Annotated in this window: 14 protein-coding genes; 2 read left to right on the top strand and 12 right to left on the bottom strand. The window is 50.6% G+C overall.

What is annotated here, in order from left to right:
• Positions 1 to 157: 157 nt before the first annotated feature.
• The 4 genes from KB213_RS08685 to metX all read right to left on the bottom strand — a co-directional run bounded on the left by KB213_RS08685 (position 158) and on the right by metX (position 4,255).
• The gene (locus KB213_RS08685; RefSeq protein WP_211682240.1) at positions 158 to 1,483 is read right to left on the bottom strand and encodes a DEAD/DEAH box helicase; all 1,326 of its coding nucleotides are present in this window, start codon (positions 1,481 to 1,483) and stop codon (positions 158 to 160) included.
• 312 nt (positions 1,484 to 1,795) lie between these two features.
• Positions 1,796 to 2,401 (bottom strand): nitroreductase family protein, encoded by a 606-nt coding sequence (locus KB213_RS08680; RefSeq protein ID WP_211682237.1) that lies wholly within the window; start codon positions 2,399 to 2,401, stop codon positions 1,796 to 1,798.
• Positions 2,402 to 2,462: 61 nt separating this feature from the next.
• Positions 2,463 to 3,062, bottom strand: a complete 600-nt coding sequence (gene metW / locus KB213_RS08675; protein WP_211682235.1) for a methionine biosynthesis protein MetW — start codon at positions 3,060 to 3,062, stop codon at positions 2,463 to 2,465.
• Positions 3,062 to 4,255: a homoserine O-acetyltransferase MetX gene (gene metX / locus KB213_RS08670; protein WP_211682233.1), complete on the bottom strand. Its 1,194-nt coding sequence runs from the start codon at positions 4,253 to 4,255 to the stop codon at positions 3,062 to 3,064. The genes metW and metX overlap by 1 nt, the downstream gene beginning before the upstream one ends.
• 429 nt (positions 4,256 to 4,684) lie before the next feature.
• On the opposite strand from metX, the gene KB213_RS08665 reads away from it, so the two are divergent.
• Both KB213_RS08665 and KB213_RS08660 read left to right on the top strand, forming a co-directional pair.
• Positions 4,685 to 8,173, top strand: a complete 3,489-nt coding sequence (locus tag KB213_RS08665; protein ID WP_249110404.1) for a glycoside hydrolase family 99-like domain-containing protein — start codon at positions 4,685 to 4,687, stop codon at positions 8,171 to 8,173.
• A 33-nt stretch (positions 8,174 to 8,206) separates the two neighbouring features.
• A complete protein-coding gene (locus KB213_RS08660; RefSeq protein ID WP_211682229.1) occupies positions 8,207 to 9,055 on the top strand; it encodes a hypothetical protein in 849 nt (282 codons plus the stop codon).
• A 36-nt stretch (positions 9,056 to 9,091) separates the two neighbouring features.
• Here the strand turns inward: KB213_RS08660 and KB213_RS08655 are convergent, their stop codons facing one another.
• From KB213_RS08655 to argS, 8 genes are all read right to left on the bottom strand, one after another.
• Complete coding sequence (locus KB213_RS08655; protein WP_211682227.1) at positions 9,092 to 9,952, bottom strand: glucose 1-dehydrogenase; 861 nt, start codon at positions 9,950 to 9,952, stop codon at positions 9,092 to 9,094.
• A gap of 144 nt (positions 9,953 to 10,096) precedes the next feature.
• The gene (gene serS, locus KB213_RS08650) at positions 10,097 to 11,365 is read right to left on the bottom strand and encodes a serine--tRNA ligase (protein WP_211682225.1); all 1,269 of its coding nucleotides are present in this window, start codon (positions 11,363 to 11,365) and stop codon (positions 10,097 to 10,099) included.
• A gap of 29 nt (positions 11,366 to 11,394) precedes the next feature.
• The gene (gene tatC / locus KB213_RS08645; RefSeq protein WP_068170279.1) at positions 11,395 to 12,180 is read right to left on the bottom strand and encodes a twin-arginine translocase subunit TatC; all 786 of its coding nucleotides are present in this window, start codon (positions 12,178 to 12,180) and stop codon (positions 11,395 to 11,397) included.
• Entirely contained in the window at positions 12,177 to 12,755 is a 579-nt protein-coding gene (gene tatB / locus KB213_RS08640; protein ID WP_068170282.1) for a Sec-independent protein translocase protein TatB, read from the bottom strand. Before tatB ends, tatC begins: the two co-directional genes overlap by 4 nt.
• Before the next feature lie 32 nt (positions 12,756 to 12,787).
• Positions 12,788 to 13,375 carry an SMC-Scp complex subunit ScpB gene (gene scpB, locus KB213_RS08635; protein WP_211682223.1) on the bottom strand — a complete coding sequence of 196 codons (588 nt, stop codon included), beginning with the start codon at positions 13,373 to 13,375 and terminating at the stop codon, positions 12,788 to 12,790.
• Positions 13,372 to 14,127 (bottom strand): segregation and condensation protein A, encoded by a 756-nt coding sequence (locus KB213_RS08630; protein WP_249110402.1) that lies wholly within the window; start codon positions 14,125 to 14,127, stop codon positions 13,372 to 13,374. Before KB213_RS08630 ends, scpB begins: the two co-directional genes overlap by 4 nt.
• Before the next feature lie 7 nt (positions 14,128 to 14,134).
• Entirely contained in the window at positions 14,135 to 15,391 is a 1,257-nt protein-coding gene (locus KB213_RS08625; protein ID WP_211682219.1) for an SPOR domain-containing protein, read from the bottom strand.
• A complete protein-coding gene (gene argS / locus KB213_RS08620; protein WP_211682317.1) occupies positions 15,391 to 17,196 on the bottom strand; it encodes an arginine--tRNA ligase in 1,806 nt (601 codons plus the stop codon). Before argS ends, KB213_RS08625 begins: the two co-directional genes overlap by 1 nt.
• Between the last annotated feature and the right edge of the window lie 10 nt (positions 17,197 to 17,206).

Below are 17,206 nucleotides of genomic sequence, written 5' to 3'. Positions count from 1 at the left end.
AAGTGCCAGACAGACGAACGTTTCCACCCCCACAACGAAAAAGCTCCAAGCCCTTGTACAGAACTCGGAGCAATACGATGTCATGTGCCTCATGGCGAAGCCACCGTGTAAAAATTCTCTTTTTACAAAGCGATCTCGCCATACAACATGACTATATTCAGGACGGACGGCGACCCGATGAGCGCGGACGGCCACCGCCCGCACGCGGGCCACCATTTGAGCGGCCACCTGGCGCACCACCACCCTGCTGAGGACGACGGCGACCACCGCCACCGCCGCCACCACGCTGACCGCCACCACGACCACCACCTAAAACCGGTGGACGTTGTGTAGAATTCTGAGCCGCATCCGAATGATAAGGATGATCCGTTACAACGGGGATCTCTTTATCAATCTTACGCTCAATATCGCGCAGCCACGCACGCTGCTCGGCATCACACAACGACACAGCCCAGCCATCACGGCCTGCACGTGCCGTACGGCCGATACGATGCACATAAGACTCTGGCACATTTGGCAGATCATAATTGAAGACGTGCGTCACATCATCAACGTCAATGCCACGCGCCGCAATATCCGTAGCAACCAGCACCTTCAACGTACCATTACGGAAACCACTCATAGCACGCTCACGCGCCCCTTGTGATTTATTACCGTGAATGGCTTCCGCCGTGATGCCTTTTTTGTTCAAAAACTCAGCCACTTTATTGGCTTCATGCTTCATCAGCGTAAAGACAACAGCCCGCACCACATTTGGGCTATCTACCAGCATGTGAACCACGTCTTTTTTGTTTGGCGTGTCCACAAACATCACAGCTTGGCGAATACGGTCTACCGTGCTGGATTCAGGCGTAACCTGTACTTTAGCAGGGTTTTTCAGCAATGAATGTGCAAGGTCATTGATAGACGCTGGCATCGTTGCCGAGAACAATAGGGTCTGACGTTCTTCTGGAACCAACGCCATAATACGGCGAATATCCCGCACAAACCCCATGTCCAACATACGATCTGCTTCATCAAGAACCAAGATTTCCAAAGCAGATAAATCAATATGGCCTTGACCGATCAGGTCCAACAAACGTCCCGGTGCAGCCACCAGAACATCTACGCCACGGCGCATTGCTTCAATTTGACGCCCCTGCCCCACACCGCCGAAAACAACAGCATGCTTGAATGGCATATGACGCGCATAGGTGGAGAAACTCTCCGCAATCTGTGAAGCCAGTTCACGCGTTGGCGCTAAAACCAGCGCACGTACGCCCTTCGGCGGCGCTTTACGTCGCTCACGGCACAGATGGTCAAGAATAGGCAATGCAAAAGCAGCGGTCTTGCCTGTACCCGTTTGCGCTAGACCGAGCAGGTCACGCCCTTCGAGCAAGTATGGGATCGCACCAGCTTGGATAGGGGTTGGGGTAACGTAACCAGCTTCGGTCAACGCTTTTTGAATAGGATCCGCCAGATTCAGCGCGGCAAAATTTGTCATGGCCCCCTCCTAAGGGACGGCTAAACACGGTTCGCGAGTAAGCGGCGTCCAACGCATCATAGCGCGCATAGCGGCACGAACCCTGAACGCAAGCGGAGATGCTTTCTAGCGTTTAAGACAAAGATACAAGCTTTGCTCTCAGCATCGTTACGCCCGTCCTTCATAAGAACAACGCAACGGAAAACCATCACCCTCGGCTCTACAAACCACGAGCCGAGGGCGGCACCACTATAGCAACTCCCTCGCGCCCGCAAGAGAACCACGACAAAGAGACACAAAACGCCTCTTTGAAACCAAAAGCGTTACAAACAATCAAAAGCTATCGTGCAGGACAATCTCATTCAGTGGCAAAAATCCACCACGCCCTTTGGGCGCTTCTAGCCCTTTTCCTAAAGCAACAAACATCACCAGTTCATGGTCTTCAGGCAGACGAATAATCTCCGCGACCTTTGCAAAATCAAACCCATCCATTGGGCAGGTCTGCAAACCATGTGCCGCAGCAGCCATCATGAGCGCATAAGCTGCAATACCACAAGATCGGAATGCCTCATCACGTTGAACCTGAGGCTTACCCTCGTAATACTGCTGAATAAGGCCCGTATAAATATTTTGAACCTGCTCTGGTGTATCTTTCCAATAACGAGCCGGCTCTTTTTTCCACGCCTGAACGTCAGCACATAAAATGATCAGCGCAGCACAATCCTCAATCTGCGGCTGATTCCACGCAACCTCTTTAATTTTGCGGCGCTGCTCCGCATCACGTACTACTAAAAAACGATAATTTTGAAGATTAAACGCCGTCGGCGCATGCCGCGTTGTTTCCAGAATAGATGTCAGTTCTTCATCTGAAATGACATAAGAAGCATCAAAGCTCTTTTGCGCACGCCGTTCACGTATCGCATCAATAATAGCATTCATGACACATCGTCTCCGTAGTGAGGTGGCGTTCCGTTAACGCCCCACTCTCCACATGTTTCATTCACTGACGACTTAATAAAAAAAGCGCCTGCTCACCAAAAAGATTAGCCCACCGCACAGAACGGCGCCATGGCGCCTTTGCGCCATCTTCATCAATCGCCAGCCATTGCCGGATCGTATAATTTTCTTCTTCACACAACGCGACAAAATCTCGGATCGTACAAGGATGGATATTCGGCGTTTGGTGCCACGGCGTACTCCAGACCGGCGTCATCGGCATTCGCCCTGTCGTCAAAAGCTGTAAACGCAAGCGCCAATGGCCAAAATTCGGGAATGAAACGATAGCGTGCCGTCCAATACGCAGCATCTGCCGCAAAACCTCTTGCGGCCGCTCAACAGCCTGAAGCGTTCTTTGCAAAACCACAAAGTCAAACGTATCATCAGGGTAATGCGCCAAGTCATGGTCAGCATCACCATGCACAACAGGCAAACCATGTGCGACAGATTGCGTCACACTCTGCATATCCAATTCTATGCCGCGCGCATCGCATTTTCGCGTGCGATACAAATAATCAATGAGAGTACCATCACCACTCCCGACATCTAAAATGCGTGACCCGGGAGTAATCATTTCTGCAATTAACTGCTGATCAACACGCATTAACCTTGCCCCCGCCGCAAACCGGCATGCTCAGCCGCCCCATCCAAGAACCCTCGCACCGTGCGATCAAACTCAGGCTCATCCAGCAAAAACGCATCATGTCCACGGTCACTTTCGATCTCTACAAACGAGACATTCGCTCCAGCCCGACTCAAAGCTCTCACCAAAGTGCGAGACTGCGTCGTCGGAAAGAGCCAATCGGAACTAAAAGACACGACACAAATACGTGTTGAGCAATTTTGGAACGGAACCGACAAATCTCCATCATGATCGGCCGATAAATCAAAGTAATCCATGGCACGCGTAATCGTCAGATAGGAGTTCGCATCAAACCGCCGTACAAAAGTCGACCCCTGATGCCGCAAATAACTCTCGACTTCAAACATTTCCCCAAAAAGGAAAGCATCTGAAGATGCGCCAGCTTTTCGTACTCTACGGCCAAATTTTCGGTTTAAAGCATCTTCAGACAGATATGTGATATGCGCCATCATACGCGCCACGCCAAGACCACGCGCCGGTATTGCCCCATAATCCCGGTAACGCCCTTTATGCCATTCTGGATCAGCAAAAATAGCCTGCCGACTTACCTCATTAAACGCAATATTCTGCGCTGAATGATATGGCGATGTTGCAATCGGCATGGCCGCAAAAACACGATCAGAATGATGCGCAATCCATGTCAGAGCTTGCATCCCTCCCATAGAGCCGCCGACAACAGCGAATAAGCGCCCAATCCCCAAATGATCAATCAACTTCACCTGCGCGGCTACAATGTCTTTCATTGTAATTTGAGGGAAATCGCTATCCCATGCGGTCCCCGTTTCTGCTCGCACAGATGTCGGGCCAGTCGTTCCTAAACAGCCGCCCAAAACGTTAGAGCAAATAACAAAAAAACGGTCCGTATCAATCGGCTTACCCGGCCCCACCATACGCGCCCACCATCCCGGTTTACCGGTCAGAGGATTTTGTTCCGCAACGTACTGGTCACCCGTTAAAGCATGACAGATAAAAATTGCATTGTCGCGCGCGGGCGACAAAGTCCCATAGGTGCAATAGGCAATCTCTAATGGGGCAATATGCTCCCCACACTCCAACGACAACCCATCCTCTAAGCGTACCATTTTATGCGTAAATACAGAGGCGCTCTGCCCCGCATCAGAGGTGGCTTGACCCTTCTTATCATCGCTGGACATGCCGATTTTCCTTACCCATCCGCCTTACTGTCATCAAACGCGGCGTCATCATAACCAACGCATCTGCACGATCAGATATGGCACTCGGACCAAACATCGTAAACCCACAGGACTATTGACGATATATTAACGAATGATATGATGCGGGAGAAATTATAATTTTATACTCTTTTCAGAGAAAAAACTAGGAATACCACCTTGAAAGTTATAAATTTTATAACTGAAACAAGCACCATACAAATAATAGGTCATTCAGGCCTATTTGATCCAATTTATTATATCAAAAATAATAAAGATCTTCATGATATAGGCACAGAATCTCTCCGTCATTACCACATATATGGATGGAAAGAGGGCCGAAAGCCCAATCAGTTCTTTGACCCTAGATGGTATATTCTCCAAAATAGAGACGTCAGACAAGATCCACTTTTGCACTATATAACGCATGGTGAACATGAAGGGCGCCGCCCAATTTCATGGTTTGACCCTGTTTGGTACAAAAAAAATTATTCTATTCCAGAAGGAATGCTGGCTTTAACGCATTATCTTTTGAACCGTCAGCGTCCAGAAATCCGCCCAATTCCGGAATTTGACCCCGCCTTCTATCTAAAAACATATACAGATGTTGCCGCCGCTAATATGGACCCCCTAGAGCATTACATGCTGCAGGGTTTCCGTGAAGATAGACGTCCCTTTGCAGGTTTTGATCCACTTTATTATCGACGCAGATACTTAAAATCAATCCCAGATACAAACCCTTTACTTCATTACCTAAACAATAAATCACGACCTGATATTTACCCCGCAAAACCCACCAACGAAATTACTGTTTTTCGTGACGTAAAGCGCTTCAGCCGTGCCGGTAGTTTATTTGAAAAACAAAAAAAACTTCCACAAAATGCCGTTAAACGGGCACGTATATTCGCATACTATCTGCCTCAATTTCATTCTATTCCTGAAAATAACACATGGTGGGGCAAAGGCTTTACCGAGTGGACCAATACAGCACGCGCCATGCCGCGCTTTCACGGTCACTATCAACCACGCATTCCACGCGACCTTGGCCACTATACCCTCAACTCATCAACCCTTCTCTCACAACAAGCAAAAATGGCCCGCGACGCTGGTATCGAAGGATTTGTTTTTTATTTTTATTGGTTCAATCAACAACGATTACTAGAAACACCCCTTGAAATATTACTAAAACACCCCGAAATCGACCTCCCCTTCTGCCTCATGTGGGCCAATGAGAACTGGAGCCGCCGCTGGGATGGATCAGAGGATGACCTACTGATTGCACAAGACTACCACACAGATGATGACGTGGCCCTGATCGACTGCTTTGCTCGCCACATGAAAGACCCACGCTATATTCACGTCAATAAACGGCCATTACTCAAAATATACCGGCCAGACACCATACCCAATACTCAGAAAACCATTGCGCGCTGGCGTAAGATTTTCAAAAATCGCCACAATCTCACCCCACTCATTATAACGGGACAAGCCTTTAACAGCGCCGACCCACGCCCCTTCGGCGCAGATGGTGCATTTGAATTCCCACCGCATAAAATTGTTAACGGTCGCCCACTCCTAAATAATGATGTCACACTTTTTGATGAAGATTTTAGTGGGCAAATTTATGATTATGAAGATATCGTCACACACGCCCTACAGGAAGCCCCCCCTCCTTACCCACTCATACGTACAGCCTGCCCATCATGGGACAACGATGCACGCCGCCAAGGCGAAGGCCTAGTCCTGCACGGGTCCACGCCAGATCTTTATAAAAAATGGCTCAATGGCATTATTAATTACGCACAGAACAACCCCTTTCATAACGAGACCATCGTCTGCGTAAACGCTTGGAATGAATGGGCTGAAGGCGCTTATTTAGAGCCTGATCAACATTTTGGTAGCGCTTATTTAAATGCAACAGCCGAAGCCTGCGCCGGTTTCAATACAACCCTAAACACAACAAAACTTTTACTGATCGGCCATGATGCTTTTCCCGCAGGATCACAAACTTTACTCTTGGAGATTGCCCGCACACTGAAAAGCACCCGAGGGATAGATCTGCGTTTTATCCTCCTTGATGGCGGCGCATTACTGGATCAGTATCGCGCTCTTGCGCCAGTCGATATTCTACCACCAGATACACCAGACCTCTCCGCAAAACTAACACAACTTCGTCATAACGGCTTCCACCACGCGATACTCAACAGCGCGGCCTCCTCCCCCATCTCTGCCGCCCTGAATAGCGCACAGATCGCTTTTACTTTTTTAATTCACGAATTGCCTTACATTATCCAAGAACGCCATCTGCGCCCCAGCCTAGATATCGCATGCACCCTGGCCCAAACCATCATCACACCCGCACCCTTCGTTGCACACCAGTTGCTGCTATCAAATAATCCCAAACTCCATATACTCCCCCAAGGACTTTACACACATATCCAGTATTCAACCGCCACGAGACAAAACCTTCGAACACATATTGGCATTAACGAATCAGAAAAACTTATCATCGGCATCGGCTATGCAGATATTCGTAAAGGGTTTGACCTCTTCATTCAGCTCTGGCGCAATCTACCCAGCACTACACACGCAGTATGGCTTGGTGATATCGACCCTACACTTCATAAAGGTCTAGCGCGTGACCTAGAATACGCATCCAAAAGCAAACGCTTTCATCTGCTTGGTCATGTCAAAAATATCAACGAATGGCTTTCAGCAGCAGACTTCTTCACTCTCACATCACGGGAAGACCCCTACCCATCTGTGGTACTCGAAGCCATTGCTGCGGGCCTCCCATGCCTCGCATTCAATGAAACTGGCGGGATTCCTGATCTACTCCACAGCCTAAACGCAGAACCACACGCACTGTTACAACACCACATTCTTCCTTTTGGCCATATACAAGAAATGGCCCTAACACTCAGTAAAAGCCCTGCACCCACCGCACAACAGCGCAAACTCCAATCAAATCGCATGGCACAGAGATTCAACTTTACACATTATGCAGACCGCCTTCTGTCATATACAATCCCCGACCTTCCACGCGTCTCTGTCATTGTTCCCTCTTATAATTACGCGCACTACCTGGCGCAGAGACTGGCCTCCATATTTGCGCAAACACACCCCATTCTGGAAATTATTGTCCTTGATGATGCATCCCAAGACGGTAGCCCAACTATTGCCAAAGAAACGGCACGTCATTGGGGGCGCACTATTCGCCTCGTCACCAGTCGCACCCCTTCTGGATCCGTCTTCCACCAATGGCAAAAAGGCCTCGAACTTGCTCGTGGCGAATGGGTATGGATTGCTGAAGCAGACGACCTCTGCGATTCCACTTTTATCGAAACCCTACTCAACGCAGCCCTACAAACCCCCAACGCCGTTATGGCTTTCTGCGACAGCCGCGCCATAGATACCGAAGGGCGCGTACTCTACCCCAGTTACAAACCTTACTGCGCCGAAAGTACCGGTATTTTACTGGACCACGATGCTTGCTTTAATGGCAGAAATTTTATCCAATCCTGCCTCTCTGAACGCAATACCATTTTGAATGTAAGCAGTGCCATCTTCAAGCGAACAGCACTGCGCAAAGCGCTACAGCGCTGTAAAAACGACCTTAAAACCTATAAAATAGCTGGAGATTGGCGCACATACATTGAATTACTAGACCACGATAATGCCGAAGTCATTTACTTAAGCAAAACTCTAAATAGTCACCGCAGACATGATCAATCTGCCACACACTCGTTAGACTATACGATCCATTTAAACGAAATACAATCTATCCATACTCTTTTACAAAGACGCTTCACCTTGCCCGCAGAAAAAATAACAATACAAAATCAATATAGAAAATATATTGATAAAACTTTTACAAAACAAAAAATTCAATCATTATAAAACGCAATATTCATACAAAGAGGGTAAAATTCTATGGACACCAATTTACTTGTCGGCGACCTAATAAGAACAAAAGAATCATCTGTAAATCAAAAATTTACCGACCTAGGAAAGAGGGCACGAGGACCATATTTTTTAGGAAGGCACCCCGCTCTTGTACTGCAAAGAAGTATTTATGGATACGGTGCCCGAGACCTTGCTACCATCACCTACAAACAAAAAAATGGCAAATGGTCTAATCGAAACACAATAATTTGTTTGCGGTACTTTGAACTCGTTTCAAGACCTCAAAAAAGTGCTTTGTTCAACCCATTTAAAACGTGGGAAGCTTATGAACAAAGGCGTAGTATTACTCTCGTGAAATCTAAAAAGTGCGTTTACAGTTTTCAGTGGGCCAACTCTGCCTGCACAACAGACCCTGATACCCCTTTGATGTATCAGCCACTGCCGATGTCTCACGCTGAATTAGGGGCATATATCCGCCTTGCGCTTTCTAAAACAAGCGACCATGAATCACGACGAGAAAACGGTGTGATGCCCAGAGAGTATTTAGATGAAATATTCCGGCGCACAAGGATAAATTTTGACCCTGTATTCGAAGAAATGAAATCTAAATACAAACTTGATAGAACTAAATTACTATCAACACGATCTCAAATTAGTGTTTCACAACTTTATGATTGCTACCTAATCCAACCCACAGCATCTGCTCCAGAAAGTTTTCTTTTTGTTTCCATTCATGAGAGTGATGAAAATTTAGGCCGTGCCGCCTTATCCGTAATCGAACGCTCTATAACCGAAAAACAATACCGTACGGAACACTCGTTTCTTTCACGGATTACACCACACCTTGAACCCCATATTCTGAACGCCACTTTCTAGGGTGGATCTTCGTGACAAAAACCCACCCTAGAAAAATCAACCATTCACAATGATGCCGCCATTCACATGCAACGTCTGACCCGTCACAAAAGAAGCATCATCACTAGCTAAATATACATAAGCTGGCCCCAACTCCGCAGGGTCTGCGCAACGTTGCATGGGAGTGCTTTTCGTCAAATCGGCAACCGTCTGCGGATCAATAGGCCCCCAACTTGCAGGTTGCAAAGGTGTCCATACCGGACCAGGTGCCACCGCATTCACCCGCACACCATGAGATACCAACTCTAAGGCCAAAGCACGTGTAAAACCGAGCTCTGCGGCCTTAGTAGTCGAATATGCAAGCAACGCCTTATTACCCATAAAGGCATTAATAGACGATGTATTAATAATTGCACCGCCTGACGAAAAATGCGGAACAGCTGAGCGCGCCAAATAAAAATATCCGTTGATATTAATATCCATATGGCGCTGCCATTCATCATCAGAAATTGAGCAAATATCTTCACTCACAACCTGAATGCCAGCATTATTGACTAATATATTAAGACCACCAAACTCACGAACGACCTGCTCGACCGCATTCTTGCATACGCTACTGGAAGCGACATCACCCGCAATCGCCAGAGCCTTGCGCCCCTCAGCCTCAATGAGACGGACTGTCTCTTGGGCATCATCGTGCTCTTCCAGATAAAGAAACGCGACATCCGCTCCCTCACGGGCGAAGTGCAGCGCTACAGAACGACCAATCCCGCTATCACCACCGCTGATCAATGCCTTTTTACCCGCAAGCTTACCGCTCCCGCGATAATCTTCACGGATATGTACAGCCAATGGCTCTAACGCGGACTCTTTGCCCGGTTGATGTTCCTGTGATTGCGGAGGGATTTTTGTGGGCATGACAGAAACTCGCTCAAAATTTTTGCCCCTTACACGTAAGGAGCACTCTGCACGAGAAAACGCCGCCCCATCCCTGACCGTTGCCTCCATCACCTATCTGTGAAGAGACAACCGCCAGAAGGAACATCACTCCGCAATAATGGCTTAAACTGCCGTAATCACCTTCATACCGCCCATATAAGGGATCAAAGCTTCCGGCACTGTAATGCTGCCATCTTCATTTTGATATGTTTCCATGAGCGCAATCATCGTACGCCCCAACGCTAGGCCAGAACCATTCAGCGTATGCACAAACGCTGGCCCCTTAGCCGTCCGATAGCGCGCATTCATACGACGCGCCTGGAACGCACGCGTATTAGAGCAAGATGAAATTTCACGCCACGCCCCCTGCCCAGGCAACCATGCTTCAAGGTCATACGTCTTAGCCGCACCAAAACCCGTATCACCCGCACAAAGCAGCATACGACGGAAAGGAATGTCCAACCGCTCTAGCACTGTTTCTGCAGCCCGCGTCATGCGTTCATGTTCATCATCGCTTGCCTCAGGCGCAACCACGGACACCAACTCACATTTCATGAATTGATGCTGACGCAACATCCCACGTACATCACGCCCAGATGCCCCCGCTTCAGAACGAAAACACGCGGACAAAGCCGTCATACGGATCGGCAACGTAGTCTCTGGAAGAATATCTCCCATAACCGAAGCGGTTAAAGGCACTTCAGCTGTTGGAATCAACCAACGGCCATCTTCTGTACGAAAAGACTCTTCCGAAAATTTCGGCAGCTTATCCGTGCCATACATGGCATCATCACCAACCAAAAGCGGCACGGTCGTTTCGCTATAACCAAACTCCGTGGTGTGCGTGTCGAGCATAAACTGCCCCAACGCACGCTCCAAACGCGCCAAGGCACCGCGTAACACCACAAATCGCGCACCAGACAATTTGCTAGCCGTCGGAAAATCCATCAGGCCGAGTTGTTCGCCCAATTCAAAATGCTGTTTCGGCGTAAACGTAAAATTACGCACTGCGCCACGCTCATGCACAACAACATTATCGCTCTCATCCTTGCCATCCGGCACAGAAGAATCAAGCTGGTTCGGCAATGCTTTGAGCACATCATCAATGCCCGTTTGCAAAGCATTCGCCTTTTCTTCTAACGTCACGATCTCTTCACGCAGAGCGACTGCCCGCGCTTCCAATTCGCTCGTATCCGCGCCGCTGCGCTTACCCTGCCCGATCTCTTTCGCGATTGTCTTACGTGCCGCTTGTGCGTCTTGCAGTGCGGCTAACGCTGTACGGCGTGCTTCGTCTTCTTCAACAATCTTCTGCCCGACCGGAGCAAGGCCACGGCGCTTAAGAGCTGCATCGAACGCATTCGGGTCCGCGCGCAGGGCTTTAAGGTCGTGCATGGTTCAGGCTCCGTTTCTTCGTCTTACAATCAATCAACATCATCAGGCTCCGGCTTTGGCTCAACCAAACGTGCCGTAAGAATAGAGACCTCATACAACGCCACTAGCGGAACTGCGAGGCTCAACATCGTAATCGCATCCGGCGGTGCAATCACAGCAGAGACTGCAAAAGACGCCACAACCGCATAACGACGAAATTTCTTTAGCTGAGCGACGCTCACTAACCCAACACGCGCCAAGAGCGTCAAAACAACCGGCAACTCAAAACACACCCCAAAAGCAAGGATCATTTTGGTAACCAAGGTCAGATATTCTGAAACCTTCGCCTGTAACTCAATCTGCATCCCGTCACTACCGGGCGCACCGCTCTGGAACGATAGGAAAAACTGCCACGCAAACGGGAACACAACGTAGTAAGCCAGCGCTGCCCCCATCAAAAACATGACAGGCGTTGCCACTAAAAACGGTGCAAACGCTTTCTTCTCACTACGATACAAACCCGGTGCAATAAAAATCCACGCCTGAATGGCAATCATCGGAAAAGATAAAAACGTCGCCCCGAACAACGCCACACGAATATACGTGAAAAACGCCTCATACAGCGCCGTATAAATCAAATGTGGCTGCTCCCCCTTCTGCCGCATGATTGTGCCCAAAGGCGCAGCCAGAAACCGATACAACTCACCTGAAAAGTGGTAGCAAATCCCAAAAGCCACCACGAACGTTGCAATCGACCAGATTAACCGCCGCCGAAGTTCTACAATATGCTCCAGCAGAGGCATCGGCTTATCATCAAGTGCATCCGCCTCGCTCATGCCTGCGTCTCCTCACGTCTAATCGGCACACGGCGGCCATGATGGAGCGTCCGCACCGGGGGCAAAATATGCGGAGCCTCCCAGCGGGAACGCTCTCTTAACAAACGACGCGCCGTGCTTGGCGGCATAATCACAGGCGCCTGCGCGACATCCTCATTTAACACATGCTCAACGACTGGCTGCTCTACCGGCGCTCCCCCACCAAATGGCTCATACGCTTCCGGCATAGGTGGCGGTGGAGGCAATGGCGCAGGTGGTACACGCGGTAATGCCGATGGATCATGCTTGTCATCCAGTGACAAACCTTCTCTCAAACTCCCATCAGCATCTACAAAACGCCCAACACGATCACGCAAATTGAAATTCCGTAAATTTCGGAACTCATCACGTGCATCGGAGAGGTCCGCTTCACGCACCATGTCATCCACATGGGACTGAAACTCTGAGGCCATACGCCTCATCGCTTTAATCCCATTCGAAATTGTACGGATCGCAACAGGCAGGTCTTTCGGGCGGATAAAAATCATCGCCACGATCACGAACAGCGCAATCTCAGAAAAACTAAAGTCGAACATGCGCCAACCCTACCCCTTCACGGCCTTCTCGCCTATCCTTCATCTTGCGGATCACGCGTCATTCCTACCGTTTCTGTATCTTCTGTCGTCGCACGGTCTAGCAAGAAGTCCTCCCGGCGCGGCAAAGACGCCAGAGAAGACAAACCAAATACTTCTAAAAAACGCGCCGTTGTGCCCCATAATACCGGCCGACCCGGCACATCTTTTCGCCCTTTGGGAGACACTAAACCGTCTTCCAAGAGCGCATCCAACACCGCCTGCCCTAAAGAGACCCCGCGCACAGCCTCAACTTCTGAGCGCGTACACGGCTGATGATATGCAATGACGGCAAGCGTCTCCATCGTACTCCTGCTCAAACGCCTTGGTTTCTCGATAACCCGCGTCAAAGCCCCCGCATATTCGGCACGTGTCCGAAACTGCCAGCCACCAGCCACCTCAACCAATTCAATCGCATGATGCTCAAAACGCTTTTGTATCTCCAGAAGCACTTCTGGAGCATGCGCTTCTAAACCTTGCGAACGCAAAAGATCTACCATTGCTGATAGGCGCACAGGCTCTGGAGAGGCAAAAATCAATGCCTCCAGCAAACATGCTGCATTCATGCTCTTCGCGCCCTTCATGGTACACTCCGAAAATGAATATCGGCAAAAGCCTCATCCTGCCGCAACTGAACACGCCCTATTTTAGCCATTTCCAATCCTGCGACTAAAGAACCTGCCAGAGCCGCATGCCGTCCAATAGTCGTCTCTTCTTCTGGGAAAATATCTGGCACGATGGCATTCAAAGCGCACCATTCTTCCCCCACCCCATCTGACAACATGGCCTTTAACCGCGCCAAAGCATCTTGCACGCTCCAATATCGGCGTATTTTGGGCGTATAAACACGCTTCTTAAACGTTCTACGACGTGCAGACAGATAAGACGTGATCAACGATGTCAGGTCTACTTTCAACCCAGATCGATCAATTTCAGTATGATCTTCTCCAGCCCCCCGCCGAAAAACATCAACGCCTAACTTGGGCTGTTTTCCGAGCCACAAGGCAGCTTCACGCATGTGCTCTAACGCAACCAGACGCTCTTGCAATAATTCTGCCGCTTCTTCAGCCGTGGCATCATTTTGTTCTACCGGCAGCAACAAGCGTGACTTTAACCACGCCAACCACGCCGCCATAACCAACCAATCGGCGGCCAATTCCAGCCGAAAAGAACGTGCCTCAGCACGCGCCTTTTCCACTAGAGCAAGATACTGCTCCACCAGTTGCAGAATGGAAATCTGAGCCAAGTCCACTTTCTGCGCCCGAGCTAACTCAAGCAACAAATCCAGAGGCCCCTCATAACCATCCAGCGTGAGGTGGAGCGTATCGTCGTTCAAAGCACACTCAAAATTGCGCTGGCGTACACGCGATAGACTGCGCATGCAGCTTCACACAAAACGCACGGGCAGCCTTACTATCAGCAAAACCACCAATACGGAGACGCACAAAACTACGGTCTCCCTGCGTCGTATGCTCAAAGAGCGGCGTATGCCCACTCAATAAACCTGCAGCACGCGCGCGCAAGGTCTCCCATTCATGATGCGCCATGGCTTCACTATTGAGCGCAGCCAATTGCACCTCATGATGCCCATTACCCGATGCCGCGTGTGGCGTATCATCACTCTCCGGCACAGGAGATGGCGGCGGCAATGGAGCTGCCACAGCAGGGCGTGGCGCAGGTACAGGAGCAGGCCCGACCTCTTGCCGAATAATACGCTCCCGCTCTGGAGAAACCCGCCGGGACGTCACCGCCGACCGAACAGCCGGCAAAGAAGGCGTCTCGGCCGCATCCGCATCATCATCACTCGGTGTTACCACCTTCGCCGCTTTCACAGGCGCTGGTGGCGATACATGCTTGACCGGTGCAGGCGACTCACTCTGCGCAGAAGAGGCTTTGGACGCAGCGTCAGCCAATTGCGTCCGCTCCCCAGCAACTGTGTCAGGTGCCACACCATCCTTCGGCTGTGTATTCAGTGACGATGCATCGGCTGACTTCTCTGCCGTAGCCGCAGGAGACGTAACCGTATTTTGTGCCACCGGCTTTGGTTCCGGAGGCGCACCGTACTGCCGCGCAAAAGCCTTCGTATCAGGCTGTTCTGGTCCCGGAGCTAAGTGTGCTTCTCCGCTGCCTGTCATATCTGTGCTGTCATCACCGGCCATCAACTGCATACCACCAGGATCTGCCGGAACTTCGCGCACAGCCCCAGGCGGCGGCCCAATAATGGGCACACCACCATGATGCTTGCCAACCAAACTCCAGCCACCAACAGCAACCAGCAACACCGCTCCAATACCGACAGCACCACCTACCAGCTTACGCGTCGCCGGGTCGCTTCCAAGGAACGACATAACCCCTGCACCAGCAGCAGCCTTTGCCTTCCCCTGTCCAGCCGGTGACGCCGCATTCGCAGGACGTGCCGCGCCACGACGGCGAGACGGCACATCATCATAATCTTGGCTCAACCGCTCACGCCCTTGCGGACGGCTCTCCGGTGACCGTGCAGCAGGCCCACGGTCATCCCCTCCCCCTAACGGGCGGCGAGGAAGATCATCCCGCCGTGGTGGTTCATCATGCCGATAGCCGTCACCACCATCTGCCATTACATTTCCTCCACCGGCTCCACGCCAAGAATGGCCAGAGCATTACGCAATACCTGAGCAAGAGCAGAAACCAGCGCCAATTTTGACAAGCTCAACGCACGGTCATTCTCATGCAAGAAACGCAGTGCTGCATCATCACGCCCACGGTTCCACAATGCATGGAAGTCAGACGCCAAATCCACACAATATGTTGCGATACGGTGCGGCTCACGCGCCACTGCCGCTGCTTCAACCGTACGCGGGAAGGCCGCCAAACGGCGTAGAACCGCGATTTCTGCATCTGATGACAAGCCAGACAGATCCGCACCGTTCAAGCTTTCAGCCGTCAGTGCATCTGCACCAAACATCGTCGCGGCAGAACGTAAGACAGAACGGCAACGCGCATGTGCATATTGCACATAGAACACAGGGTTATCGCGCGTTTGTGCCACGACCACATCAAGGTCGAACTCCATCTGCGCATCTGCCTTACGCGTCAACATCGTGAAGCGCACCGCATCACGCCCAACTTCATCCAGAAGATCACGCAGCGTCACGAATGTTCCCGCACGCTTGGACATACGCACAGGCTCACCGTTCTTCATGATGCGCACGATCTGGCACATCACAACTTCAAAGCCCGTTTTACCTTCTGTCAGCGCTGAGACAGCTGCCCGCATCCGTGAGACATAACCGCCGTGATCTGCACCTAACACGTCAATCAACACATCAGCATTGCGTGCCTTTTGGGCGTGATAGCCAATATCATTGGCAAAATACGTGTTGGTTCCATCAGACTTACGCAACGCACGGTCGGTATCATCACCAAAATCCGTGGAACGGAACAGCGTTTGTGGGCGTGGTTCCCAATCTTCAGGCGTCTTACCCTTAGGTGGCTCAAGCACACCTTCATAAAGCAGGCCCTTAGCGTCCAACTGACCAATCGCGTCATCAACCAAACCAGAAGCCAGCGTCTCAGCTTCCGATGCAAAAACCTTATGCTCAATACCGAGAGCGTTCAGATCTTCACGGATAGCAGCCATCATCCGTACCAAAGCCGTCTGGCGCACGACTTCGAACCAGACGGACACGTCAGCTGGGCTACCATCTTCAGCAGCCAATGCGCGGCCATGTTCTGCGGCAATCGCCTCAGCAACCGGAATGAGATATTCTCCCTGATATTGCAGCCCATTTGGCGTTAGCTTGCCAAAGGTTTCTGCATCAATATCCGTGCCAATAGCCTGCAAATAACGCCAATACACAGCCCATGTCAGGGCAACAACCTGCGTCCCTGCATCATTGATGTAATATTCGCGCGTGACATCATGCCCTGCCGCTTCCAACAGGTTAGCCAGCGCATCACCCACCACAGCACCACGGCAATGCCCTACATGCATTGGGCCTGTCGGGTTCGCTGAAACATATTCCACATTAACCCGCGTGCCATGCCCCAAACGGGAACGACCAAAAGCACTCTCCGCACGCAGCACCGTACGCGTCACGTCCTGCAGAACATCTGCCTTCAATGTGATGTTCACAAAGCCTGGGCCTGCAGATTCCGCCTTTGCAATTATCGGCAAATCACTCAGTGCTTTAACCAAGTCCGCCGCAATCTCAACCGGCTTACGGCGCGCGGGCTTCGCAGCCAGCAGCGCTGCATTCGTCGCCATATCACCATGTGCCGCATCACGTGGTGGCGTGACTTCCACTCGTGCCAACACAGCATCAGGCACATCTGGCACCACAGAGCGCAGAGCCGTGCACACTAATTCGCGCGTCTGTGCGAACAAGCAGTCGGTCGTAAGGGTGGAAGAAGCTGCGTCCATGATGCGTTCG

The sequence above is a fragment of the Neokomagataea anthophila genome (assembly GCF_018122595.1).
Classification (GTDB): domain Bacteria; phylum Pseudomonadota; class Alphaproteobacteria; order Acetobacterales; family Acetobacteraceae; genus Gluconobacter; species Gluconobacter anthophilus.
The sequence above is the reverse complement of the archived record's forward strand: the minus strand, read 5'-3'. Positions and strand labels throughout refer to the sequence as shown.

Excerpts from the sequence above, each read along its gene's own strand:
- KB213_RS08685 (WP_211682240.1), bottom strand. The coding sequence starts at position 1,483 with ATGACAAATTTTGCCGCGCTGAATCTGGCGGATCCTATTCAAAAAGCG.
- KB213_RS08680 (WP_211682237.1), bottom strand. The coding sequence starts at position 2,401 with ATGAATGCTATTATTGATGCGATACGTGAACGGCGTGCGCAAAAGAGC.
- metW (WP_211682235.1), bottom strand. The coding sequence starts at position 3,062 with ATGCGTGTTGATCAGCAGTTAATTGCAGAAATGATTACTCCCGGGTCA.
- metX (WP_211682233.1), bottom strand. The coding sequence starts at position 4,255 with ATGTCCAGCGATGATAAGAAGGGTCAAGCCACCTCTGATGCGGGGCAG.
- KB213_RS08660 (WP_211682229.1), top strand. The coding sequence starts at position 8,207 with ATGGACACCAATTTACTTGTCGGCGACCTAATAAGAACAAAAGAATCA.
- KB213_RS08655 (WP_211682227.1), bottom strand. The coding sequence starts at position 9,952 with ATGCCCACAAAAATCCCTCCGCAATCACAGGAACATCAACCGGGCAAA.
- serS (WP_211682225.1), bottom strand. The coding sequence starts at position 11,365 with ATGCACGACCTTAAAGCCCTGCGCGCGGACCCGAATGCGTTCGATGCA.
- tatC (WP_068170279.1), bottom strand. The coding sequence starts at position 12,180 with ATGAGCGAGGCGGATGCACTTGATGATAAGCCGATGCCTCTGCTGGAG.
- tatB (WP_068170282.1), bottom strand. The coding sequence starts at position 12,755 with ATGTTCGACTTTAGTTTTTCTGAGATTGCGCTGTTCGTGATCGTGGCG.
- scpB (WP_211682223.1), bottom strand. The coding sequence starts at position 13,375 with ATGAAGGGCGCGAAGAGCATGAATGCAGCATGTTTGCTGGAGGCATTG.
- KB213_RS08625 (WP_211682219.1), bottom strand. The coding sequence starts at position 15,391 with ATGGCAGATGGTGGTGACGGCTATCGGCATGATGAACCACCACGGCGG.
- argS (WP_211682317.1), bottom strand. The coding sequence starts at position 17,196 with ATGGACGCAGCTTCTTCCACCCTTACGACCGACTGCTTGTTCGCACAG.